General features: G+C 50.7%; 16 protein-coding genes. 7 read left to right on the forward strand and 9 right to left on the reverse strand.

Annotated elements, in window-relative coordinates; translation table 11 throughout:
* Positions 1-156 precede the first annotated feature (156 nt).
* The 5 genes from Mal48_RS03470 to Mal48_RS03490 form a co-directional block, all read right to left on the reverse strand.
* A complete protein-coding gene (locus Mal48_RS03470; RefSeq protein WP_145196163.1) occupies positions 157-1,023 on the reverse strand; it encodes a hypothetical protein in 867 nt (288 codons plus the stop codon).
* A gap of 102 nt (positions 1,024-1,125) precedes the next feature.
* Positions 1,126-2,316 carry an FG-GAP repeat domain-containing protein gene (locus Mal48_RS03475; protein WP_145196165.1) on the reverse strand — a complete coding sequence of 397 codons (1,191 nt, stop codon included), beginning with the start codon at positions 2,314-2,316 and terminating at the stop codon, positions 1,126-1,128.
* A 43-nt stretch (positions 2,317-2,359) separates the two neighbouring features.
* Positions 2,360-2,575, reverse strand: coding sequence for a hypothetical protein (locus tag Mal48_RS03480; RefSeq protein WP_145196167.1), 216 nt, complete (start codon positions 2,573-2,575; stop codon positions 2,360-2,362).
* A 77-nt stretch (positions 2,576-2,652) separates the two neighbouring features.
* Positions 2,653-5,805 carry an efflux RND transporter permease subunit gene (locus Mal48_RS03485; protein WP_145196169.1) on the reverse strand — a complete coding sequence of 1,051 codons (3,153 nt, stop codon included), beginning with the start codon at positions 5,803-5,805 and terminating at the stop codon, positions 2,653-2,655.
* On the reverse strand, positions 5,802-7,112 hold the full coding sequence (locus Mal48_RS03490) for an efflux RND transporter periplasmic adaptor subunit (protein ID WP_145196171.1): 1,311 nt from the start codon (positions 7,110-7,112) through the stop codon (positions 5,802-5,804). The genes Mal48_RS03485 and Mal48_RS03490 overlap by 4 nt, the downstream gene beginning before the upstream one ends.
* Before the next feature lie 220 nt (positions 7,113-7,332).
* Between Mal48_RS03490 and Mal48_RS03495 the strand changes: the two genes are divergently transcribed.
* Positions 7,333-7,806 (forward strand): MarR family winged helix-turn-helix transcriptional regulator, encoded by a 474-nt coding sequence (locus tag Mal48_RS03495; RefSeq protein WP_145196174.1) that lies wholly within the window; start codon positions 7,333-7,335, stop codon positions 7,804-7,806.
* An 81-nt stretch (positions 7,807-7,887) separates the two neighbouring features.
* Here Mal48_RS03495 and Mal48_RS03500 read toward each other — a convergent pair whose 3' ends face one another.
* The gene (locus Mal48_RS03500) at positions 7,888-10,122 is read right to left on the reverse strand and encodes an HlyD family efflux transporter periplasmic adaptor subunit (protein ID WP_145196176.1); all 2,235 of its coding nucleotides are present in this window, start codon (positions 10,120-10,122) and stop codon (positions 7,888-7,890) included.
* Between the two features lie 89 nt (positions 10,123-10,211).
* Complete coding sequence (locus Mal48_RS03505) at positions 10,212-11,069, reverse strand: efflux RND transporter periplasmic adaptor subunit (RefSeq protein ID WP_145196178.1); 858 nt, start codon at positions 11,067-11,069, stop codon at positions 10,212-10,214.
* Positions 11,070-11,664: 595 nt separating this feature from the next.
* On the opposite strand from Mal48_RS03505, the gene Mal48_RS03510 reads away from it, so the two are divergent.
* The 5 genes from Mal48_RS03510 (at position 11,665) to Mal48_RS03525 (ending at position 19,209) form a co-directional block, all read left to right on the forward strand.
* Positions 11,665-12,507: a DUF6677 family protein gene (locus Mal48_RS03510; protein WP_145196180.1), complete on the forward strand. Its 843-nt coding sequence runs from the start codon at positions 11,665-11,667 to the stop codon at positions 12,505-12,507.
* 120 nt (positions 12,508-12,627) lie between these two features.
* Positions 12,628-12,804, forward strand: coding sequence for a hypothetical protein (locus tag Mal48_RS23095; protein ID WP_197442017.1), 177 nt, complete (start codon positions 12,628-12,630; stop codon positions 12,802-12,804).
* 130 nt (positions 12,805-12,934) lie between these two features.
* Positions 12,935-16,210: a valine--tRNA ligase gene (locus Mal48_RS03515; RefSeq protein ID WP_145196182.1), complete on the forward strand. Its 3,276-nt coding sequence runs from the start codon at positions 12,935-12,937 to the stop codon at positions 16,208-16,210.
* Positions 16,211-16,466: 256 nt separating this feature from the next.
* Positions 16,467-17,306, forward strand: coding sequence for an MBL fold metallo-hydrolase (locus tag Mal48_RS03520; RefSeq protein WP_145196184.1), 840 nt, complete (start codon positions 16,467-16,469; stop codon positions 17,304-17,306).
* Positions 17,307-17,460: 154 nt separating this feature from the next.
* Positions 17,461-19,209, forward strand: coding sequence for a sulfatase (locus Mal48_RS03525; protein ID WP_145196186.1), 1,749 nt, complete (start codon positions 17,461-17,463; stop codon positions 19,207-19,209).
* Positions 19,210-19,689: 480 nt separating this feature from the next.
* On the opposite strand, the gene Mal48_RS03530 is transcribed toward Mal48_RS03525, so the two are convergent.
* Positions 19,690-20,466 (reverse strand): FliA/WhiG family RNA polymerase sigma factor, encoded by a 777-nt coding sequence (locus Mal48_RS03530; RefSeq protein WP_145196188.1) that lies wholly within the window; start codon positions 20,464-20,466, stop codon positions 19,690-19,692.
* Between the two features lie 694 nt (positions 20,467-21,160).
* Positions 21,161-21,595 (reverse strand): hypothetical protein, encoded by a 435-nt coding sequence (locus Mal48_RS23100; protein WP_197442018.1) that lies wholly within the window; start codon positions 21,593-21,595, stop codon positions 21,161-21,163.
* A gap of 860 nt (positions 21,596-22,455) precedes the next feature.
* Between Mal48_RS23100 and Mal48_RS03540 the strand changes: the two genes are divergently transcribed.
* The gene (locus Mal48_RS03540) at positions 22,456-24,504 is read left to right on the forward strand and encodes an ABC transporter ATP-binding protein (protein WP_145196190.1); all 2,049 of its coding nucleotides are present in this window, start codon (positions 22,456-22,458) and stop codon (positions 24,502-24,504) included.
* Positions 24,505-24,546 lie beyond the last annotated feature (42 nt).

The following is a 24,546-nucleotide window of genomic DNA, read 5'->3' on the forward strand; positions in this document are numbered from 1 at the left end:
TGTCCACTACGAGGCCGAGTCCGAACGCCAAGTCGAAGAATGCAAATGAGGAGCCGGAACGAAAGGGCGGAAGTGAATCAGCTTTTTGTCAGCCATGTCTCCCGGCAGCAAAGCTACAACGCTGAAGGATTCACTGTTCTCAAGGACTCTGACATTTCACTTAAACTTCACTGAATCGAAAAACTTTCTGCCACTTGAGTTCGGAGTTCCTTTGTAGGCGTAGTTCAGTGTGTAAACCTTGTCTTTGTACAGGAATGCAATGTTGTTGCTTTTGATGCCACCAGGAGCCGATTTCTCGAACGTGATGCAGTTGCGACCATATTTCTGGATGCGTTGAACATTTTTGGCGCCGATGAATCCTGAGCCCAAATCAAAAGCGTCGAAGAGTTCACTTTCACTCATTCCAGCAAGCTGACCGATCATTGGTTCTGTTGAAATAATATATGCAGAAGATCTTTTGGTGACACCATAGCTTTGACCACCGGGACCAAGTGAGGCGACAGGGACTCTCTTGGGAGTCCCCGGCATTAAGAGACTGATGTTCCCATCGGTCGTTGTGTAGGTTTTCCAGAAAACATTGAAGTCGAAGCCACCCGCAGCTCCCGCAACCATCGAAATTTTTGCGATGACGATCAGGATGCCGACAACACCGGCAACGCCTCCAAAAATCGCACCTACCTTCGCTCCTCCATTAGAGCCTGAAGAGCTACGACGTTTCCGTTTCTTTTTTGGAGGAGGCGATTTCTTTTTCTTTTTTCGTGGTCGCGGCGTTGGTGGAGTATCATAGTCATCGTCGCCAAAATCGTCGCCGAAGTCATCTCCAAAGTCGTTCCCAAAGTCATCAAGCCCTCCTGAGGCAAAGAGTTCGTCCTCATCTTCGTCTGGTTCTTCATCGAGGGGCACTGCCGGTTGTGGAACGGTCACGGGGGACTGGCATTCCTTGCAGCGAAACTTCTTACCAGCCAGTTCATCTTTCACTGTGTAGTCGCGACTGCATTTTCGACATTTCGTTTTGATCGGCACTCAAGCTCTCCTGCAATGGAATGAGAACGGGCTCTCAATGTTTGCTTATGTCTGTAAGATACGAAAATCTCGACGAGCCGCAAGAGTTGAATTCGTTGAACACTATTCTTTAGGGGTATTCACATACAGCTTCAAGTTGTGTGTCGCGCGTCCGCCAGCGACGATGTCCGGACGTCCATCGCCGGTGAGATCCTCCACAATGAGGTCTTCGGTCGCCATCCCGCCCGCATCGACAACATGCTTTTCCCAAGCTGTTCCGGAGTCTTTTTCGCCGTCCTCAACACTGTCGTAAACAATCACTCCGAAGGTCTCCGGCGTGTCGCTGTGCCCGAAAATAATTTCGTCTGAGCCGTCGCCATCAACGTCGGCAGTCCACAGGGCGTGTCCACGTGTGAATCCAGATTCAATCACCTGTCGTTTCCAAAGAGATTGACCCTGACTTGGTGGCGTGTAGATCACGAGGGAATGCCCGTGCATCGGTTCGACACTCGTGATGAACAAGTTGCCATTTGCGAGTTTTCCAGTTTTGACTTCGCCAGCGCCATTTTGATTTGGAGCATCTGCAGTTGCTCCGGTCCCCAAGTGAGTTTTTGTCCAACCGCTCTTGGTGCGGCGGATGAGATTCACTCCTTCTCGACTTGCAGTGAGGGTTTCGACGATGCCATCTTTGTCGAAATCGAAATGCCAATGGTTGTGCATTCGGTTTAGATCGCCGTTGAGAATTGTTGCTGGCCAGCGGTCATTGACTGGATCTTCAGGGATTGAAAAGGCTGTCAGGCGGACTCCGTTTCCGACCGTCGAATTTAAAGGAGAGACCACCAGTTGTGGGGTTCCCGAGCCAAGGACGTCAGCCCAGCGCATCCGGTGAGTCCACCGTTCTTCTCCGATTTGATGCACGGACCAGGGATCGTCGAGAGACTTTCCTCGCTTGATCCAGTGTATCGTTCCAGTTTTGGTCCAACCCGCTCCAAGTGCGAAGTCGACTTTTCCGTCTCCATCGATGTCGAGTGGAGCAATGCAAACGTTATCGAGCGGAGTTTGGTCCGCGATCATGACGCGCATTTTCCAGGTCGGGTTTTGATACCACAACACGCGGTTCTCGGTGACTGCCACAATGTCCCGTTTCGAATCCCCATCGACATCGGCAATCGTTACGGCATAACAGACTTTGCCAATCTCCGGATCGAGTACTTTTTCTTTGAAGCTCGGGAACGGATCGGCCGCCACAGCGCTGGCTGTCCAAATCAAACAGAGAAGAGAAAGGAGTCGGTTTGTTCTGAGAAGGGGCTTCATAGCTGCTCCACGAAATGGAAGGATGTTTCCAAAAGTGTAACTGCTACGACCAGCGGAGGCGAACAGATCGGTGAACTTGCAGACGAGCAGGAAGGTAAGCTGTCAGGTAACCTGTCAGGCGATGACAGAGGGCGCGAAGCGAGTTGCTCTTGTCGATTGGAGATTCTCGACCGATTTTTTCTGCTTCTGCGATGGACCGACGAAGACGAACTCTTTGAGTCTTCGTCAGTCTCGTCGCAATGAGCAGTACACGATGCAAGATTGAGGTCTTGAAACCTGTCCGAGAGCTTGTGGAATCTGCTCTTTTATCAGCACTTGAAAGAGCCAATTCAGGTTTCAGGATCCGTTCTCAGCAATCGTTTTTTTCCGGCTGATCTTACGAAGGACGACGTAAAAAACTGGCGTCAGGAAAAGTCCAAAGAAGGTCACGCCGAGCATACCACTGAAGACAGCCGTTCCCAGTACTCGTCTCATTTCGAAACCTGCACCTGTTGCAATCAAGAGCGGAATCACTCCCAGAATGAAGGAGAGGGCAGTCATCAAAATTGGTCGTAGCCGCATGCGGCAGGCGTCAATGGCTGCCTGAAAGCGGTCTTTTCCCGCATCTTCTTCAGCCTTGGCAAACTCGACAATCAGAATTGCGTTTTTACAGGCAAGTCCGATCAGAACGATGAAACCGATTTGGGTGAGAATGTTGTTATCCATTCCTCGCATCCAAATTCCAAGGATCGCAAATAGCAGGCACAGCGGCACAATTAAAATGATCGCCAGTGGCAACAGCCAACTTTCGTACTGGGCAGCCAGTGCCAGAAAAACGAATAAAACCGCGACCGGGAACAGGAACAGGATTGTATTGCCAGCTTGTTTTTCTTGAAAAGCAATCTCTGTCCATGCATAACCGAAGCCAGGTGGAAGGATGTCATCTGCTAGACTTTCCATGGTCTCCAAAGACTGACCGGTACTGTATCCACCTGCCGTGTTGCCATTGATGTCGGCAGAGGGGTAGAGGTTGAATCTGACTAAACGATCCGGTCCGGCGATCTGTTTCAATTCAACAACCGCTCCGAGTGAAACGCTTGAACCACTCGCGTTGCGAGTTCGTAAGCGTAAGATGTCGCTCGGTTCGTCTCGGAATTCTGGTTCTGCCTGGGCGGTCACGCGATAGGTTCTGCCCAGCATGTTGAAGTCGTTGATGTACGTCGAGCCAAGATAGACCTGTAATGCTTCAAACACATTACTCATAGGAATGTCGAGCATCTGAGCTTTTGTTCGGTCTACGTCCGCATAAATTTGTGGAACACTCATGCGGTAGTTTGTGAAGACTTGAGAAAGCCCCGCTTGTTGATTCGCTTCCCCGACCATGGCATCAGCGACGAGGGCCATCGCGTCAACTCCTGCACCGCTTTGGTCCTGGATGTACATTTTATATCCTCCACCGCGACCGATCCCGCGGACCGGGGCAGGTGGAATAATAAAGACTTCTGCCTCATTAATTTGAGAGACAGCCTGTCGCATATCCTCCGCGATCACATCGGCACCACGCCCACGCGCTGCCCGCTCTTTTGCATCTTCGAGAGGCAAAAATGCCACAGCGGCGTTGGGGCTGATTGTGAACGTCGAGCCTGACAGCCCAACGATCCCTACGGAGTGAGCGACCCCGTCGATTTGACTTCCGATCTCTGCGATTTGTTTTGTGATGGCATCTGTTCGTGATAAAGCTGCCCCGTCAGGCAAACGCAAACTGACGATGAGGTACCCCTGATCCTGCTGAGGGATGAATCCAGAGGGGACCAACCCGAAGCTGTACCAGGTGCAAGCGAGCAAGCCGCCGTAAATCAACAGGGCAAATGCTGAAGCACGTACCACACGAGAAATGATTCCCGCGTAAATGTTGCTTGTAAAATCAAAGGTTCGATTGAAGAGTCGGAAGAACCATCCGAAAAGGAAATCAACAATCTTCGCCATACGATTCTTCGGAGCCTCTTGAGGTCTCAGGAGTATCGCACATAACGCAGGAGTCAGGGTGAGTGATACAAAAGTCGAGATCGCTGTGGAGATCGAAATTGTTAATGCAAACTGCTGATAAAACTTACCACTGATACTTGGAACAAAGATGGTTGGAACAAACACCGCGATCAAAACCAAGGTTGTCGCGATGAGTGCCGAGCCGACTTCATCCATTGCCTGATGCGCAGCCTTGCGCGGCGAGATTCCTTCGCGGATCAGGCGTTCAACGTTCTCAACGACAACAATCGCGTCGTCGACCACGATCCCAATCGCCAAGACTAAACCAAACAGTGAAAGTGTATTGAGCGTGACGCCGAGAGCTTGCATCGCTGCAAACGTTCCAATCAGTGAGATCGGAATTGCCACGACAGGAATGATGGTGGGGCGCCAGTTATGCAGAAACAAGAACACTGTGAGAATCACAAAAACGGTCGTGATTAACAGTGTTTTGAAAACCTCGTCAATTGAGTCTTCGACGAACTTCGTTGGGTTGTATGCGATTTCGTAATCCATTCCCTCAGGGAAAGTCGGTCGCATTTCAGCCATTGTGCGCTTGATCTCGTCTGCAGTGTCAACAGCATTGGTCCCTGGACGCTGATAGACGAGTACGGCGATGGCAGGTTTGCCATCAAGGTAACTGAGACGAGAGTAATCTTGTGCTCCAAGTTCCAGTCGGGCCACATCAGCTAATCGAATGACCCGTCCATCTTCCCCACGCTTGACGATGATCTGGCCGAATTCTTCTGTGTCCTGGAGTCGTCCTTGAGTCGTTACGTTCAGTTGGAACGCACCTGTGTCACTGGTGGGGGGCTGACCGATCACACCCGCTGCGACCTGTACGTTTTGTTGACGAATCGACTGCACCACGTCGCCGGCTGTCAGGTCAACGTGTCTCATTTTTTCGATGTCGAGCCAAACCCGCATCGAGTATTCGTTTCCACCCGCAATGCGAATATCTCCAACCCCATCGAGGCGCATCAGCGAATCACGAACTTTGAGAAACGCGAAGTTACTGATGTAAAGAGTGTCTCGACTTTCATCGGGAGAGTTCAGGTGAACCACCATCAGCATGTCGGGAATTTGTTTTTTCGTCGTGATCCCGATCTGTCGTACTTGCTCAGGGAGGCGCGACTCAGCGACCGCGACTCTGTTCTGAACCAGCACCTGAGCGTCATCAAGGTTCGTGCCCAGCTTGAATGTGACTGTGAGCTGCATTGTGCCATCTGCACTGGAGGATGACTCCATGTACAGCATGTTATCAACGCCGTTCATTTCCTGTTCGATAGGAGTTGCCACCGTATCGGCAATCACCTGTGGAGTTGCGCCTGGGTAGCTTGCGCGAACTAAAATTGTCGGCGGAGCAACATTCGGATACTGTGAAACCGGCAGCGATAAGTACGAAATCCCCCCCACCAACACAATTAATGTTGAGAGGACAGTTGCGAAAATCGGATGTTCAATAAAGAAGTGAGGAAACTTCATGACTTGTTTTCTCCTTCTTCAGCATTCGTAGCGGGTGTTGCTGAATCAGGCATTTGAGGCGAGGTAGACTTTGGGGGTGGATTGGTTTCTGGAGAAACCCACTTTTCGCGAGGGAGAGGTTCATAGTCGTCAGGAAGTCCATCTTCAATGATTTGGATTTCCCCTGTTTGCGTGGTGACTTCCAGTCCTGGGCGGGCTCGAATCATCCCTTCGATGACAAGTGATTCCCCACCTTCCAGTCCTTCTCGTACGACGCGCAAGCCGTCGACGATTGGTCCTAATTTCACCGATCGACGTTCAATGATGCCATCTACGACGATGTAGACAAACTGTGACGCCTGATCGGTTCCGACAGACGAATCGGGAATCAGTATCGCTTCGTATCCAGCACTTCCAGGAATTCGAATCCGTGCGAACATGCCCGGCAGCAATACTTGATCGTCATTCGAAAAGACACAACGAGCACGCATACTGGCGGTGTTCGTATTGAATCGGTTGTCGACAAAGTCCATGTGTCCGACATGCGGGAAGCCATCTTCGTCAGTTAACCCTAGGTAGACAGGGTTTTTCGCGTCACGCGAGCTTTGCCGTCTGCCAGCTTGAGCCAGTCGAATGTATTTGAGAACCTGTTGTTCATTCGCATCAAACGTGCAATAGATCGGGTCAACGGATGCAATCGTCGTTAGCAATGTGGAGGCGGCCGAGCCACCACTGATGAGATTTCCCTCTGTGACGTACTCTCGGCTGACGCGTCCGGTCACTGGGGCTCTGACTTGGGTGTAGTCGAGATTAAGTTCTGCTGTGACCACACTCGCTTTGGCGGAGTCGATGGCGGCTTTGGCTGAGGCAATAGCTGCCTCAGCTGAACTCGCCTCAGCTTTGCTGGCTTCCACGTCTGCTTTGGCTTGAAGTAACTCTGCTTCTCGCTGATCAAGTTCTTCCTGAGTGCTTGCGTTACTTGCTTTGAGTAGGCGAGCCCGTTGCACGCGAGCTTCAGCCAATTGTAACTGCGCGTCTGACTGGAGTCCCTTGGCTTTCGCTTCATTCAGTTTTGCTTTTGCCTGCTCAACCATCGAAACAGCTTGGCTCAATGCTGCCTTCGCCCCATTGAGTTCCGCGTGAAAGGGGCGAGGATCGATGACGAAGAGGAGGGCCCCTTTTTCGACAATCTGTCCCTCATTGAAGTGAATCGACTCTAAATAGCCACTCACCCGAGAGCGAACTTCGACGAACTCAACAGCTTCGAGCCGACCGGTATAGGCATCCCACTCAACGATTTTTTTCTGCACCGGAGGCGCGACAGTCATCGTCGGTGGAGGTGGAGGGGCAGATGTCGGGGCTGAATTTTGGCATCCTTGCAGGCAGCATTGCAAACAGAGGATGCCTGCAAGGCCTAAAAATGATCTTTTTGATGAAACGTTCAAGAGAAACGGTTCCTTTTCGTCGAGGTGCAAGCCACCCCTGCAATAATAGTTGACGTGTAATCTATTTTGAGGTAATGTACTCACGGGAATAGGAAATGGCAAGATGGCAAATAGCCGTTTACAACAAGAGATAAAAAAGAAAAGACCATTCGAGTCCTCGCGACAAGAAGCGAACTTGAATGTGTTGAAAACGACAGATTTGCTTCAAAATCGCTTCGGTCGATTCTTTCGTGAATTCGGGCTCACTCCTTCACAATATAATGTCTTGCGGATTTTACGCGAAGAAGGCAGTCCGCTTCCTTCCTTGGAAGTCGGCGCACGGATGATTCAAGTTGTGCCTGCCATGACAGGATTGATTGACCGGCTTGAAAAGCAGGAACTTGTCCGCCGCAGACGCTGTAAAGAAGACCGACGCATCGTCTATATTGAACTCACCGATTCGGCCTTAACATTGCTTGAGGAAATTGCTCCGCCGCTCTTGGAACTTCACGATCGACTCAGCTGTGAACTGACAGCCAAAGAAGTGAAAGAGTTGACTCGACTGATGGAAAAAATGCGATCTGGGATTGAAGACTGACGGGCTCTGTTAATTGTTTGCTTCACCTCTCCTGCGGGCATGCTTGTTGAGTCGCTTGCTGGTCTTGTTCTGCTGAGTTTCTCACAGCTCAAATGTAAAGGTTTGACGAAGTACACGGGTGAGTGTGGTGAGAACGGGTTCTGGGGCCAGATGGATGGTCGCGTTGCCGGTCTGGCCAATGGCGAGTTTGATCTTCTCTGAGGAGATGATGCGGACTCGTACCTCGTGAATAGGGTAGGCTGGCTGAAGCTGGCCGGAACCGTCGGGGGCAAAGGGGATCATGTTTTCGCGAATGAGAATTGGAGGGATCACCTTTAAGGGCTCGGTAGCAATTTCGATGATCTCTCCGGTGAGCACCATCCCAGGTGATTGTGTGACGATGATTGAGGCAGTGCTCTTTCGGGAGAGCAGCACAGCATCGGATTGATTCAAGTAGAGCACTGCTTCATACGCTGAATCGTCCGCGATGCGGCAAAGCATTGTGCCGACTTCCAGCCAGGCTCCGTCGTTGATTTTCTCAATCGCGAATCCTGTTCGCTGAAATTCATCATTCGTTGACTCAGATTTCATCAATTTTTCACCGGGCAAGAGTACTCCAGAACCGGGAGCGTGGAGTGTCAGTCTTTCAAGTTCTGCCTGCTTTCGTTCGAATCGGTCTTCGTAATTGAGAAGCTTCGCGCGAGCAGATGGAATCTCCGCTGCGGCGTCCGGGTTGTCGACTTGTTGGGTGATGAGTAAGTCGATCTTCTTTTTTTGTTGCACAACTTTGACTTCAAGTTCGAGAACTTCTCGCTCAAGGTTTCGGTTGGTCAACGTCGCCAGAAGATCCCCCTGATTGACTGCTTCACCCGGTGTCAACTTCTGGAACTCGATCTTCCCCGGAGATGAAATGAAGACGGGGAGAGTCTCATGTGCTTCGACAATGCAGGGAGCGGTCAGCCTGCGTGGGAATTCGAGCATCAATAGTCCGTACAGTCCTCCAGTTGCCAAAGCAACAGCGATTCCGAAACGAAACGGCCTGAACTTTTTTTGTTGCTGCAGTGATTTCATAAATTTGAGTATGTTTCCAAAGAGCCCGGTGACTCGCAGTGAGAGTAGCAACACGCCCAGTGCGATGACGACAGCTTCGAGTCCGTAGGGTTTTGCGACCTGATAAAGCATCCACAAGATGGCGAAGATCACGAACCAAATGTAGAGTCCTGAAAGGATTCCATACAGCCCGAGCAACGTTTTTGAAAGCGGTTGACCGCGCAGCGGATCGGGCGTGCGGACTCCGAAGAAGAGTTGGGAAAGCCACCCTTGGACTAAGCCTTGTGAGCGACTTCGCAAGTTGGGGAGCCCAACGAGATCGGACAGGATGTAGTAACCGTCGTAGCGGAGCAGGGGGTTCCCGTTCAAAAGGACGGTGCTGACCGAACTGATCACCATGATGTAAAGGCAAATCGTGTGGATCGTCCCCGGTATGGACCAGTGCCACAGTAAGGTGCAGATCGACGCCATCAGGATTTCGACGTAAATTCCCGCGCCGGCGATGGCAATGCGATGCCAGCGGTTTTTCATTAACCAGGAATCGGAGACGTTGCAGTACAGGCAGGGTGTGAAAGCCAACAGCATCGCGCCGAGTTCATGACATTCTCCGCCGAATCGCTTGCATGCAAAAGCATGTGCCAGTTCATGCACGACTTTAATGCAGCCGATTGTCACGGCAAACCAGATGAACTGCCCCGACTTCAGAAATGTACCGAAACGAGGCATTTCACGAGTGACTGATTCCCATTCCGCCACAACGATGCCGATCGCAAACAGGCTGAGCAACATGGACAGCACGAAGCAAACCGGAGAGAAAAGCCAGTTCACAAATGGCAAGCAGCGCTCCAGCGTTGTGTCGGGGTCGATTCCCCGGAAACGGATTGCGAGGATGCTGGAGAGTTTTTGCTTTCGTTCGTTCGCTTCCAGGCGAGTCCGGCGTTCGAGGATTGAGTCGGCGAGCCCAAACTTCTCAATATGCACCAGTCCTTGCGAGAAGAGTCGCTGAACGAAAATGAGAATTTGTTCTTCGGAGAGTTGGCGAGGCGAATGACTTTTGAAGAACCTCTGTTGTATCTCTTCGAGAGAAGTTTGTCCGTCGAGGTTCAGGAAGACAAAGTAGTCTGCTTGTCGCAATTGAAAGAATCGTTCGGAGATGGGGTCTTTGACTGTCCAGACGGGATGGCTGCCCTCTCCGGTTTGCTGAACAATTAAATCTTTCCGCCGCCGAACAGGGATTGGACTCTGTTTTTCAGAGAATGGAGGAGAAGTCGGAGGGGCGGAAGTCATTAATTCTCAATTCACCATGGTCAACCAGGCGTCTCAGTCATTGAGGACCTATCCGAAAAACGATGCGATATTCGAGGTTCTCGTTCAGGTTATTCAACGATTAACAGAGTGGGTCGCTGTCCAGCACGCAGGATTCCTCCGGGGTTTTCAAATTCAGCAGAGATGCGATATTGACCAGTGACGGTGTCAATCTCGGGATCGACGAATGTCACTTTGCCGGGGAAATGTTGAGGCTCACTCGTTTTGCTGGAAAGGAGTGAGAGCATGACCCGTTGGCCGATTTCGACATCTCCATCTGCTTCGTTGACAAATCCTTCAACGCGAACGCGGTCGGTGCGGATGATGCGGCAGAATGTCTGATCGGGCTGTGCCCACTCTCCTCTGTGATGTTCGACTTTAACGACCACACCATCGATCGGGGACTTGAGTTCTCTGCGTTCTCGCTTTCGACGAGCAATATCGAACTCCACATTTTTGAGACGCACTTGTAAGCGTGTGTATTCGAGATCGTGTTTCGCCTGTTCGATTCTGAGTTCTGCTTCGTCGCGGGAGAGAGTTAAACGGTCGATTTCAGATGCCGAAACGGTATTCTCAAATTCTTCATTCGCTTTGACAGCCCGCGACAATTCAGCATTTGCCAAACCTAACGCTTTGACACTCAACTGGACATTTAAATCGTTGTGAGCTTTCAGCTTTGCCATTTCGAGCTCTGCATGAACACGATTGATTTCGAGTTCTGCGTCAGTCGAATTCAGTTCCGCTAACTGATCTCCTTTGCGAATTTGATCTCCTGCGGAGACGTAGACTTTCTCGACAATCCCAGATTCGCCGAAAGCTAAGCTGACGTCGTCGATGAGGGAGACAACCGCTGACTGAACTGGAATCGGCTTGGCTGGAGGGTTCTCGACGGGAGCCGAAACAAGAAGTATTAGTAGAGATTCAAGCATCGAAAACTTTCTAGAACTGATTCTAAAACCTGAACTTGCTCTCTCAAACGCTGAGAAAAGTGACCATTCCGCAAGTTTCCGAACTGGTTCGAGTTCGCTCTAACTAAAACTGACCAAGTGATCGGAATTCGAGTCCTGGAGAACGGTTCCAACAGTATTATTAGAGCTTCTCGATTCCAGAGCCTCGCAATGATTCCTTCGCAGAATATCTGGAAAGTCTGTCATAGTTGTCGATCTGGTGCAATCTGAGATGGCTTCCCGGAAAAAATTTGCCCGCTGTTGTGGACGACCACTGCGAAGTTCTGCGTTCTGCTGTCTCATCTTCAGGGGCTTCGATTCTCTCCTCGGGGCAATCCGTTCGGTTTTTATCTTGCAGAATTATGGCGAAGTTAAGATTGTGTCGGATGAGGCGACAACTACGATTGAGCTGCGAATTCTCCATTTTACCACTGAATCAACGGCACTGGCAGCAGGTCCGTCCAACATCTACAATCCAAAACTCGTAAACCTGAGAAGATGGTTTTCTTCCGCAACGTGCATCACTTGCGGTACACAATATGATAGGAATGGGCTGCCCGCGCGGTGGCTGGAATCGATGACAGATCAACAGATCAACTTGAAGAACCCAGTCATTGCTGGTGTTTTGGCCTATCTGCTTCCCGGAGCAGGGCATCTGTATCAAGGGCGGATGTTCAAAGCAGGTGTTTACGCGATTTGCATTCTCGGCTTGTTCTTTTCGGGGATGGCAATGGCGGACTGGAAAGCCGTGCAGCCCCCACCAAAAGGGTCGGGAAAGAAAATCGACATGCTGAAATACGCCGCCCAACTCGGTGTCGGTTTACCGTCGATGTACGGGCTTGTTCAACGTGAGCGGTATGGTCCTGCCGGAAGTCGGCCAACATCGCCCGCCTTGGAGGAGTTTTCTGCTCCGTTTGAGGGACTCATTAATCTCCGTGGTGATTCTCCTTTGACCGAAGAAATCGAGGGGACTGTTCATCTCGAACCGCAAACTGACCGTTTTGGCGACACCACTTACGCAGGCCGGTTAGAGACTGTGATTGATGGCAAAGAGTTTGAGTTTCAGCTGGGAAGTCACATTCATCTGGGACGAGAAGTCAAAGCTTCAGAGAATCGGGTTCTCGAAGCCCCGATCCTCGGAGCCCAGGCGACACCTTTTCAGTCAATCGGCGAAATTCGGGGATCAATTCCGAGACCATTTCTGAATTGGTATCAAGTGCCGATGGATGATGAGGAAGTTCAGGAACTCCATGGGAAGCTGGGCAAGTATCACGAACTTGCGATGGTGTTTACCTGGGTCGCTGGTTTACTCAACGTTCTCGCGATTTGGGATGCTGTTGAAGGACCGGCCTATGGTTACGGAGGCTTGGAATCGGATACGGAAGATGAAAACTCCACCAACGAAACCGATGCTAAGTAGAACTGGTCCAAAACCTGAATTTGCTCTCTCGAACACTGAGAAAAACAGCGATTCGAGAAGTTTTCAGACTGGTTCACAACTTCCCTCACTTCGTCTCAATCAAGAGTGAGTCAATCACTGATGAATATCACCTGGTACTTATTTCCACTTGCAGCTGCTGTCAGTCTTGTCTGGCAAACCAGCCGTTATGAGTCGATTCCCCTGATTCTGCAACGGTCCGCCAAACTGTTCATCCAAATCATTCTCTTCATGGCGGTGATTCTGGGTGTCCTCTTTGCTCTCTCTTACGGAATCTGAAAAAATCGTTCGCAGAGCATTTTCACTTCGCAACAGGTGTGAATCGAGTTCGATTCTCGCTGCGAAATGTGAATCACTGTTTTGACTTTATCTCTTTCACGCTCGTTTTTTAAACAAACTTATTGTTCCGATGACCGATATCCCAAAACTTTACGATCCACAAGAAGCTCAAGCGAAATGGTTTCCATTCTGGGAACAGCGAGGTGACTTCAACGCTGATCCTGTCCCAGGAAAAGAGTCTCATACGATTATGATTCCGCTCCCGAACGTGACCGGTGCGTTGCACATGGGCCACGCGTTAAACGGGACTTGCCAGGATTTGATCACGCGCTGGCGGCGGATGCAGGGCTTTGAAGCACTCTGGATGCCAGGAACCGATCATGCCGGGATTGCGACACAGGCTGTCGTCGAACGCCGGATGCTGGAAGAGGAAGGGCTCACCCGTCATGACATCGGTCGCGAAGCACTCGTGAACCGGATTTGGCGTTGGAAAGATGCTTACGAAAAGCGAATTATCTCTCAGCAGAAATCACTCGGAGCCAGTTGCGATTGGCGACGTATCCGCTTTACGTTAGATGATGTTTGTGCAAAGGCTGTTCGCCGAACGTTCTTTAAAATGTTCAGCGACGGACTCATTTTTCGCGGCAAACGCCTCGTCAACTGGGATGTTCAATTACAAACCGCTGTCGCCGATGATGAGGTTTTCGAAGAAGACGTCGCTGGTCACTTCTGGACCTTCAACTATCCAGTGGTTGATGAAGATGGTAAGCCTACTGGTGAACGAATCCGCTACGCGACGACTCGACCGGAAACAATGCTGGGCGATACCGCTGTCTGTGTGCACCCAACAGATGAGCGTTACACTAAGTTAGTTGGCAAGAGCGTCAAAATTCCGCTCAATAATCGCATCATCCCGATCATCGCTGACGCACTTCTGGCAGACAAAGAGAAAGGGACCGGAGCGGTCAAAGTGACACCGGCTCACGACCCGAACGATTACGCCTGTTACCTGCGTAATCCTGAAATCGGCATCATTAATATCCTGAATGCCGACGGCACACTCAATGAGAATGGCGGGGAATGGGAAGGAATTGACCGGCTCGAAGTGCGCGGAAAAGTCGTCGAAAGAATGGCAGAACTCGGCCGCTTCGAAGGTGTCGAAGATCGCACCATTCCGCTCAAGCACAGCGACCGCTCGAAAACACCTGTCGAACCGTTCTTGTCTGATCAGTGGTTCGTTCGCATGGGCGATGACGAAGATGGTACTCCCGGTCTGGCACAGAAAGCGGTCGACGCCGTCGAAGATGGACGCGTGCGATTCTTCCCGTCACGCTATGCGAAAACCTACACCGAATGGCTCGGCGAGAAACGCGACTGGTGTATCAGTCGACAGCTTTGGTGGGGACACCGAATTCCTGTTTGGACAGCCAAGGCCGAACAGCAGCAAATGGAAGAGATCTTAAAGAATATCGGTTGCGAGTCCATCGATCTGAATGAGTTGAACGCAGAGCTTTCCACGAAAAGTATTCGCGAAGGGATGCTCGTACAATTAGAGCAAGGGGATGGAGAGGAATTGATATGCCGCATTTGCATTGATGCCGATGTTCCAGAAACCGAATCTCTCCTCGAAAGTGCTGGTTTTGAGCAAGACCCGGACGTGCTCGACACTTGGTTCTCTTCTGCGCTCTGGCCGCATGCGACGCTCGGTTGGCCGGACTTGGATCACAATCCACCGCTCAATGAAGAGGAAGTTCTGAGTCAAACGCAACTGAACGAGACTCAGTTGGCACCGGGGGAACAACCAGAGGAACTGGTCGCCAGTGATCAATTGGTTCAGGGGGAATCAGCCGGAGAAAATACGGGCAATGAAGTTCTCTCTTACTTCTACCCTGGGTCTGTTCTCATCACATCGCGTGACATCATTACATTGTGGGTCGCGCGTATGGTGCTGACCGGCTTGTACAACATGGACGACGTCCCGTTTCAGCATGTGCATGTTCATCCGAAAATTCTCGATGGGTTTGGGCAGACGATGTCCAAATCGAAAGGGAACGGGGTTGATCCTGTCGACCTGATCGAGAAGTACGGCGCCGATGCGATTCGCTTCACGATTGCCTCGTTCGCTGGTGAAACGCAAGATGTTCGTCTCCCCATCAGCTACGAGTGTCCGCACTGTGAAGAGATGATTGCTCCCAAGCAGTACAAGCTGGACACGTCGACAATTGTCGTCCCGAGTACCATGAAGGGGGAGTTCCCGATTCCGCAAGGAGCCCCGAAACCGACGTTGGTTTGCTCGAACAAGAAGTGCAAAAAAGAAAGTCAGTTCACCACTCCGCTGTACGATGCTGATCCAGATGAACCGATCGCGAAAATGGTCAGCGAGCGTTTCGAATATGGTCGCAACTTCTGCAACAAGTTCTGGAACGCAGCCCGATTTGCGATGATGAACCTTGTGGAGAGTGACAACGGCCCCGGCTATACAGCCGGTGAAGTGACGGAAGATCAATTGCAACTTGAAGACCGCTGGATCTTGTCCCGGCTTTCAACAGTCGCTAACCAGATCGATGAGTTCCTGAGTCGTTATCAATTCGATGCCGCCACACGTGCGATTCGGGACTTCACCTGGAACGAGTTCTGCGACTGGTATCTGGAAATGATTAAGCCGCGTCTTCGCGACGCAGAATCACGAGCAACTGCCCAACGCATTCTGCTCGCTGTTCTCGATTCGCTGGTGCGACTGCTGCAACCATTCACGCCATTCATCTGCGAAGAACTGTGGAATCGCTTGAACGAAATTGCGACAGATCGAGCACTCCCGGTCAACGATGTTACCCCAGAGAATTCACCCAAGGCGATTCTGAGTACGCAAACGGTTGAAGATTCATGTATTAACGCCAGTTGGCCTAAGCTTCCGAGTGCCTGGCAAGACGACGCTCTTGAAAAACGTTTTGAGCGATTGCAGGAGACTATCGTTGCGATCAGAAATGTTCGCGCGATCTACAGCATTCCGCCGGGAACCTCAGTCAAATTGCTGATGCGAGCAAGTGCTGAAGTTGCTGGCGACATGCAGTCTGTCGCAGCTCAGTTCGACAACCTGACCAAAGCTGTCCTCGAAGCGGCCGGTGCGGAGGTCGAACGACCGAACGGATCAGCCAGCTTTTCACTCGGTGACGCCGACGGGTACATTCCCCTCGAAGGTCTGATCGACACGGCTGAAGAACTTGAACGCCAGAAGAAAAAGCTTGCTGAAGTCGAAAAGCACATCAAAGGTTCTGAAGCAAAACTGAACAACGAGAAATTCGTCAACAGCGCCCCCGAAGCTGTCGTCAACGGTGTCCGAGAAACACTCGCAAACAACCAAAGCCAGAAAGCGAGTATCGAAGAGATCATTCGCGATCTAAGCTAAGAACCGCGAACGATGCCTGTGGGGTCGCGCTGAGTCATTGGCGTGTCGAGATTTCATCCGAGTTCGGGAATGCAGTCGCACCTCCCACTGAGGGAGAATGTAAAGGCCAAGATGGGATTTGCACTCGAAATCGACATCCATCAGTGATTGGGTGTCGATTTTTTCTTTTGTTGCCTCAACTTTGATTGCAGCGGGTATCGAAAAGATCAAAATGCTCTAAAATTCTCTTCTGTACCCCAGAAGAAATTAGCGAGACATGATCGAAAATCTTCCCTTGAAAACCATGGTCCATGGTGGGCTCACGATTGAAGGATATTCACGTGCAGCTGTCCAAACGTATTGGCGAATTCCTGAATTGAAAATTGGATTCGACCTGGGAGGCAGTCCCTGGTCGTTTATGGGGACGCAAACGTTCTTTCTTTCGCACGGTCACCTTGATCACATGGCTGCTCTTCCAGCGTATGTGGCACGTCGACGGATGATGAAGATGGAGCCGCCGACGATTTATGTTCCTGCGAAAATTGTCGAGCCAGTTGAGCGGCTTCTCAGAGCGTGGCAAAAACTGGATCGTGGGCGGATGATCTGTAATCTGGTCGCTGCTGAACCGGGAGAGGAATACGAACTCTCTCGCGAGCATGTTGTGACAACATTTCCGACCAAGCACACTGTTCCTTCGCTCGGTTACGTGATCTGGGAGAGACGGAAGAAGCTGAAACCTGAATATCAGGAGCTTTCCGGGCCAGAGATCCGGGACTTACGATTGAGCGGGATTGAAGTGAGCGGGGAAGTTCGCACGCCAATTGTCTGCTATTGTGGGGATACCGCTCCGCAAGGTCTCGACAATTGTGAGGCAGTCTATCAGGCGAAAATTCTGATCACAGAACTGACTTTCTTCCGTCCAGAGCATCGCAAGGAAAAAATTCATAAGTTCGGGCATACACACCTGGATGATCTTGTCGACCGGGCTGATCGGTTTCAAAATGAACTCATCATCCTGGGGCATCTCAGCACGCGATATCATCCCGATCAGCTGCGCCGTGCGGTTGATCAGCGACTCCCGGAGAGTTTGAAAGAGCGGATCGAGCTTTGGGTGTGACTGGCGGGGCGACTTGAAATTTGGTTTGATTGTTTTGCGGTTTCTCTGGAGAGTTCAAGCCGCCGGCGAAGATTACTTTTCGAATCGGCAGTCGTGCACGATGTTTTCTACATCTGTCGTCTGAACTGAAATATTTTGTGAATGGAGTCATCAAATGCTGGGTAAGTCTGGGGTTTCTGTCTGTCTGGTCCTGTTTCTTGTGGCATCAAGCTTGGCTGAGGAGACAAGCTCTCAGCGACCGAATGTTCTTTTCATTTCAATCGATGATTTAAATGATTGGACTGGCTGCCTGAAAGGGCATCCGCAGGCGCTCACGCCGAACCTGGATCGATTGGCAGCTTCAGGCGTTCTTTTTACGAATGCTCATGCTCCCGGAGCTTCCTGTAATCCATCTCGGACAGCAGTTTTCACGGGGCGTTCACCGCATCGTTCGGGGCTGTACGACAACCGACAGAAAATGCGCGAGGTTTTGCCTGATGCCGAAATCCTCCCGAAGACATTTTCTCGACATGGATACCATTCTGCCGGGTCAGGGAAATTATTGCACTACGTGATCGATGCCGATTCCTGGAACGATTATTTCCCGGAAGCAAAGTCAGAGAATCCGTTCCCCAGGACGGTGTACCCGAAGAACCGACCGGTCTCGTTGTCTCGCAAGGGGGATTGGCAGTATGTGGAATCTGATTGGGCGGCACTTGATGTCAGCGACGAAGCGTATGGAGGAGATTTTCTTGTTGCTCGATGGGTTTCGGAACAGCTGAAGCAACGACATGAAAAGCCATTCTTTCTGGCTTGTGGCTTTTACCGTCCGCACGAACCGTGGTTTGTCCCCAAGAAATACTTCGAACCATTTCCTTTGGAATCAATTCAGTTACCTCCGGGGTATCGCGAAGATGATCTGGCAGATCTTCCACCAGAAGGGCAGCGCCGAGGGCCGAATCGGTACTTCGCCCACATTCAGGAGGAAAAGCAGTGGAAGCAGGGAATTCAGGGGTATCTCGCTTCAATTTATTTTGCTGACACAATGCTCGGGCACGTTCTCGAAGCGTTAGAAAATGGACCCAATGCAAAGAATACGATTGTTGTTCTCTGGTCGGATCATGGCTGGCATTTGGGAGAGAAGCAGCATTGGCAGAAATATACTGCATGGCGAGCGTGTACACGCGTCCCTTTGATTGTGCGTGTCCCCAAGAATTCTCCCGGGCTTCCATCTGGGACAAGTCCGGGGACCTCGGATGCCCCCGTTAATCTGCTGAGCCTGTTTCCAACACTCCTTGATTTGTGCGGCTTGCCAGCCGAAGCGCATCACGACGGTCCCAGCTTGATTCCGCTGCTAAGCAATCCCGACGGGCATTGGCCTCACCCCTCTGTCACTTACTTAGGGCAACCGAAGAGTTTCGGGTTAAGTACCAAACGTTGGAGGTACATCCATTATTCGCAGGGGGGAGAGGAGTTGTACGATATCGAAACTGACCCTTACGAATGGGAGAACCTGGCTGCTAATGAAAAGTATCAGGTCAAACTCGCGGAAATGCGTGGGCTCGCTCCAAAGTCGTTTGTTGAGAAGAAACTTGCTGAAAAAGGTCCAGAGCCAAACTTAACATGGCATGTCTCGACTCGAGGAAACGCTCCCGCTTCGACACCGAGCGGGCCGACTTTTCAAATCGAATTCTTCAACAACTCAAATCTTCCGATCAAGCTCTTTGTGTTGGACAAGCGAGGTCAGCCTTCGTTTGCTGCGATTATTCATGGCGGACGAAAGCATGTTGAGAAGACACAAAAAGGGATTGTCTGGCAAGTCACAGATGGCTCTGGATATCAACGTGGATACTTCCGAGCAGGCAATGGTCCTGCGAAGGCAATCATTCCACCAACAGCATCTGCACCGCAACGAAGGCGTTAAGGTCTCAACGTGGTCTCGTGACGTTTCGTGGATGCTTGTGGAACGTGCAGAGTTTTGGCGAGCTGACAAACCGGGAAATCACAATCACATTTCTCGAATGAGTGGATGATTCATATGGAGTAGCCTTCGAATTGGTGTTCGGGTTCTACCTCGTGGCGAACAGCTACTTTATTAAAGAAACGCATTCTTCACGGGGACTCAATCGAGCAAACTGCTCGATTGAGATGGCTATCATTGAGACTTGATGCAGCGAAAACGTCGTAAGGCCGATCGAGTTTAATGAGACTTCGCGTACCGATTAGAGATTTTTGCACAAAAAAAGCCGCCCAAATTGGGCGGCGAGTCGTGTTTTGGTTTACGGGACGTTCTGCGAAGTGTTATCTCATTTTCGAATTAGTGTTTGCATTCTGCTTCGTGGTGAACAGCAGCAGTTCTACTGGTGAAATGTGTTCTACGCGGGCACACGGTCGGGAAACTGCTCTAAGCAAATTCAGGACGTCGTCGGCGAAGTTGTTCTTTTAACCGGGCAACGATACTGGAGTGCATCTGACTGACGCGACTTTCTGAAAGGCCCAGCGTCTGCCCGATCTCTTTCATCGTCAGTTCTTCATAGTAATAAAGAATGATGATGAGTCGCTCGTTTCGGTTGAGACCTTTAGTGACGAGCTTCATCACGTCTCTTTTTTGGATGCCGAGAGTCGGATCTTCACCCTTGAGGTCTTCGATGACGTCGACTTCACGGACATCTTTGTAGCTATCGGTTTCGTACCATTTTTTGTTCAGGCTGACGAGGTTGACAGCATTGGCTTCGTTTTTCAGCTTGTCAAACTCTTCGGCAGACAGTTCCATTTGCTCTGCGAGTTCCGGGTCCGTCGGTGGACGCCCGTGTCTTGCCTGCAAAACTTTCCTGGCAGCTTCAAGCTTGCTTGCTTTACTGCGTACAAGTCGTGGAACCCAGTCCATTGTGCGAAGTTCGTCAAGCATTGCACCACGAATTCGAGGAACACAATACGTTTCAAACTTGACACCACGCTCCATGTCAAACGCTTCGATGGCGTCCATGAGACCAAATACACCTGCGGAAATTAGATCGTTGAGATCAACTCCATCGGGTAATTTAGCCCAAACACGATCTGCGTTAAAACGCACGAGCGGGAAATAATGAACCATCAACTTGTTACGAAGTGGTTGGTTTCGCGAGTCCTTCTTGAACTCGATCCAAATGGCTTGGATGTCTTCTGTGACCTTCGTGGTCATAAACTCCTCCGTGACCTCATGTCGATCGCCGATGCCAAGAACGTCTCTTGCAGCTCTCTTCTGACACGCGACAGAGACAGGCAGGCAAGACTCGTAGTCAATTTATCGGCAAACCGAGGAGATGGAATGAGGGTAATTGTTATAACTTGTGTAATCGTACGTGAGATCGACAAGCGATCTAAAACTCTGAAGTAAACCGGAATTGTTCTTAAGTCGGAAACGACTTTGGATACTTGAGCTCTGACCGGAAGAATTCCGGTCGGTGGCACCAAGCGGTGTGACGGGAAGAGTTAGATATCGGATGCCCTCAGTCAGTGTCCAGCGACACCTTAAGAATTCGATTCACTTGGCAACTCAGGTTGCAAAATGTGCCGACCCACCAACTTCGGTGAAGCGGGTGGGTCGGTGGACAAGCAATATCTGCTGATGAAGGGGCCGAAACAAATTCAAAGAGATATTCGGCTAGAGCAGTTTGCTCGACCGTGTGCCCGTGAAGAACGCATTTCTCCAGAACTGATCCTGAAACCTGAACTTGTGCTCTCAAACACTGAGAAAAGTCATCATTTCATAAGTTTCCGGACTGGTTCTAGTAAAAATGCTGTTCGTCACAAGGAAGATCCTGCAAGCCAATTCGAAAGATGCCCTAGCGTTCGTCATTAAGTCTTCAATTCAACGAAGATCAGTCGAGGTCGACTTAGCGTCCACGCTGACGGGTAATCACGCCACGGGGTGTTTCTCGCTGAATCACGACTTGCTTCGAAGTCGGGAAAATCGCCAGGGGAGCGTACTCGCGGACACGAACGACCGTTCGGTTCGGTTTTACACGAACAGTTTCGTGGATGGCACGACGACGAGGAACAACGACTGCAGCTGGAACGGCCGCAGCTGGAACCACCACTGGAGCCGGAGTCACGACAACGGGCCTGTGAACCACGACCGGAACGGGGGCATAGTAGTTGGTGAGCACGACCGGACGTTGCAGGACGGGGACACCAGGAGCAACCACAACTGGTTGAATACGGGCAGGGACGTGATACGCCCGCGTGACGTATTTTTCAGCCTGGACCGACTGTGTGCAAAGTGCGAACAGCCCACAGACGATGGTGAAACGGGATGCAAACTTCAACATTGTGCAAACCTCCTGACGCGTGGTTAAGGGGACTTTCCAACTCGAATTCAAAAATGAGACTGGTTCTGGAACTGATCCTGAAACTTGAAATTGCTCTCTCAACCGTTGAGAAAAGCGGCGATTTCAGAGTTTTTCGGACTGGTTTTAAGCCATTTCACTGAATGACTCCGATTTCGACTCTGTTGTTCGCGTTGCTCGGCCTGATTTTCTCTGAGTCACTTTCTCGGGGCGACTCGTACTTTGGCGAGCGGCCTATATATGTTGTGAGCAACCGGGGTGAATCGAATCCTGATGTTCACGTTCTGTCTCGTGGTGAGCAATCTATGAAGCTGTGGAAATGATCCTCTTCGGAACGACAATGAAGAAGATGCTTGAGTTCCACTCCGTGGTCACTCGACAAACGACTCGTCACGGTTCATGTTTGTCAAAGCGTTTCGTTGCTCTTGTTCAGTGGCACATCAACTTTAGTGGCACATCAACGAGCGTGCCAGACTGCTCAAATCGCACGACATCCGACGTTCGGCAGAACACAATCTTATCCGATTTCAGGTCGACTGTCAGTTGACTGCTTCAACGCAGTGGAGCTTGCTGATGTGAGTGGCTGTGCTTTGAGTCGCTATTCCCTTGTCCGATTTCATTTTGAGGGCAGGGTGAAGCTGTAAGTCGTTACCTGAAAACACGAAATGACGAGGGTTCGGGCCGTGGGATGTCAGATTCGACTGGACACAATTTCTCAATCAGAGTTAAATTACGAAGATACCGGTCAATTGCCAGATTCTCTCTCGAATCGAGAGGGAGAGTCTGGACTCGTGGCTGGTCTGTTATTCGGATGGAATCGAAAATTTAACACGGAATGATTCGTGGGCAGTTTCCAAAAACTTTTCCCCTATGTTTGGCCTTTTCGCAAGCAACTGCTGGTCTCGGTGGTCCTCGGTCTGCTTGTTGCTGTCCTGTGGGGTGCGAACCTTTCTTTAGCGTTCCCAGTGATTAAGATCCTGCTGGAGCAGAAGAACCTTCACGATTACGTCGATGATCGCATCGAGAACGCTCAGGCCGAGGAAGCGGAAGCTTTGGCGTCGGTCGATAGAGCGGAGCTCGAAGTGAGAAGGCTTCGTGAGTCGGGAATTCCGGCGACGGACCCTGCTTATACTGAATCATTACGGAAGCAGGCGCGAGCCAATGACAAGTTGACTGGCCACCGGCGAGAGCATTACCAGTTCCAATGGCTGCAATCGTATGTGATGCCAGTGGTCCCGAAGAATGAATTTAAGACTTTGTTCTGGCTGTTGGTGATTGTCATCCTTGCGACGGCCGTCAAAGGTGTGTTTATTTTCCTGCAGGAAATACTTGTCGGTCGTGTCGCTGAGTCGGCCGTTATGAAATTGCGGAAAGACATGTTCGGGCACGTCCTGAAACTTGACTATCAGTCTCTTTCGAATGAAGGCACAAGCGGCTTGATGTCGCGGTTCACTTATGATGGTGAACAGCTTTCGCAGGGCATTACACTTCTCGGCGGCCGATTGATCCGAGAGCCTCTGAAGTGTCTGTCGTGTATGGTTCTCGCATTGATGATCAACTGGCGATTAACGTTACTCTCCATCTTCTTTATTCCGCTGCTCGGTCTGTTCCTGAGTAAATTCGGCTCGATGCTCAAACGAGCCAGTCGCCGGATGATGGAAAGCATGTCGCAGATTTATAAAGTTCTCGAAGAAAGTTTCTCCGGCTTGAAGGTCGTCATCGCTTTCAACAACCAGCGGCATCACGAAGATCAGTTTGAGCGGCAGTACCAGTCTTACTTCAAGAAGTCTTTGAAGGTCGTCAAAATTGACGCCGCAGCGAAACCGCTACTGGAGCTTCTCGGACTGACAGCGATGTTCGTCGCAGTGATACCCGGAACATATCTTGTCCTGCGCGGCAAGGAAGACATCTTCGGAGTCCGGCTTTCCAGCGGAGTCATGAGTTCAGCCGAGCTGGCGACTTTGTACTTCATGTTAGTCGGAATGCTCGATCCGTGTCGGAAAATGTCTTCGACCTTCTCTCGGCTGAAGCGGTCCGCTGCAGCTGTAGACAGAATTTTTGATTTGATGAATCGACAAACTCTTATCGCTGATCCAGAGGTTTCAAAGTCCACTGGGCGGCATGAGAAAACTGTCGAATTCAGAGACATCTCTTTTCGTTATGAATGCCAAGACCCCAAAACTCAACGTGGGTTAGTCCTCGAACATGTCGACTTAACTGTGAATTTTGGTGAAGTCGTCGCCATCGTTGGCCAAAACGGTTGTGGGAAGTCGACTCTCGTCAATTTGTTGCCACGGTTTTATGATCCCGAAAACGGCAGCGTTCTTCTGGACGGAGTCCCAATTACTGACATCAAGATTTCTGAACTCAGAAATCAGGTTGGAATTGTGACTCAGGAGACAATGCTCTTCGATGAGTCGATTCTGGAAAACATTCGCTACGGAACTCCAGATGCGACACATGAAGAAGTTGAACACGCTGCACGCCAGGCCCATGTTTGGGACATTATCCAGTCGTTGCCACAAGGGTTGGAAACTGTGATCGGCGATAAAGGAAAAGAGCTCTCAGGTGGTCAGCGGCAGAGAATTGCTCTAGCCCGGGTGATTCTCAAAGATCCGGCGATTCTGATTCTTGATGAGGCAACGTCCGCTGCGGATGCCGAGAGTGAAACGTTTATTCATGAGACTCTCAAGACGTTCGTGAAAGGTCGCACGACATTCATGATCTCTCATACGATCTCGAATAGCTTACTCGACTTTGTCACCCGGATTGTTGTGATGGAAAAGGGAAGCGTGATCGCCAGTGGAAGTCATGAGCAACTTCTCGAGACCTGTCCCATCTATCATCGCCTTTACCATTCTCCATCGCGTGTCATTGGGAAAGTCGCATAAGCATTGCCCTCCTTGGCCGCTTGTGAAGATCGCTTTCATGAT

Origin of the sequence: Thalassoglobus polymorphus (assembly GCF_007744255.1) — a bacterium.
GTDB lineage: Bacteria > Planctomycetota > Planctomycetia > Planctomycetales > Planctomycetaceae > Thalassoglobus > Thalassoglobus polymorphus.

What these genes read in the sequence shown, in the direction of transcription:
- Mal48_RS03485 (WP_145196169.1), bottom strand. Translation starts at nt 5,805, where the DNA reads ATGAAGTTTCCTCACTTCTTTATTGAACATCCGATTTTCGCAACTGTC.
- Mal48_RS03510 (WP_145196180.1), top strand. Translation starts at nt 11,665, where the DNA reads ATGACAGATCAACAGATCAACTTGAAGAACCCAGTCATTGCTGGTGTT.
- Mal48_RS03495 (WP_145196174.1), top strand. Translation starts at nt 7,333, where the DNA reads ATGGCAAATAGCCGTTTACAACAAGAGATAAAAAAGAAAAGACCATTC.
- Mal48_RS23100 (WP_197442018.1), bottom strand. Translation starts at nt 21,595, where the DNA reads ATGTTGAAGTTTGCATCCCGTTTCACCATCGTCTGTGGGCTGTTCGCA.
- Mal48_RS03490 (WP_145196171.1), bottom strand. Translation starts at nt 7,112, where the DNA reads ATGACTGTCGCGCCTCCGGTGCAGAAAAAAATCGTTGAGTGGGATGCC.
- Mal48_RS03500 (WP_145196176.1), bottom strand. Translation starts at nt 10,122, where the DNA reads ATGACTTCCGCCCCTCCGACTTCTCCTCCATTCTCTGAAAAACAGAGT.
- Mal48_RS03505 (WP_145196178.1), bottom strand. Translation starts at nt 11,069, where the DNA reads ATGCTTGAATCTCTACTAATACTTCTTGTTTCGGCTCCCGTCGAGAAC.
- Mal48_RS03515 (WP_145196182.1), top strand. Translation starts at nt 12,935, where the DNA reads ATGACCGATATCCCAAAACTTTACGATCCACAAGAAGCTCAAGCGAAA.
- Mal48_RS03475 (WP_145196165.1), bottom strand. Translation starts at nt 2,316, where the DNA reads ATGAAGCCCCTTCTCAGAACAAACCGACTCCTTTCTCTTCTCTGTTTG.
- Mal48_RS03525 (WP_145196186.1), top strand. Translation starts at nt 17,461, where the DNA reads ATGCTGGGTAAGTCTGGGGTTTCTGTCTGTCTGGTCCTGTTTCTTGTG.
- Mal48_RS03530 (WP_145196188.1), bottom strand. Translation starts at nt 20,466, where the DNA reads ATGACCACGAAGGTCACAGAAGACATCCAAGCCATTTGGATCGAGTTC.
- Mal48_RS03520 (WP_145196184.1), top strand. Translation starts at nt 16,467, where the DNA reads ATGATCGAAAATCTTCCCTTGAAAACCATGGTCCATGGTGGGCTCACG.
- Mal48_RS23095 (WP_197442017.1), top strand. Translation starts at nt 12,628, where the DNA reads ATGAATATCACCTGGTACTTATTTCCACTTGCAGCTGCTGTCAGTCTT.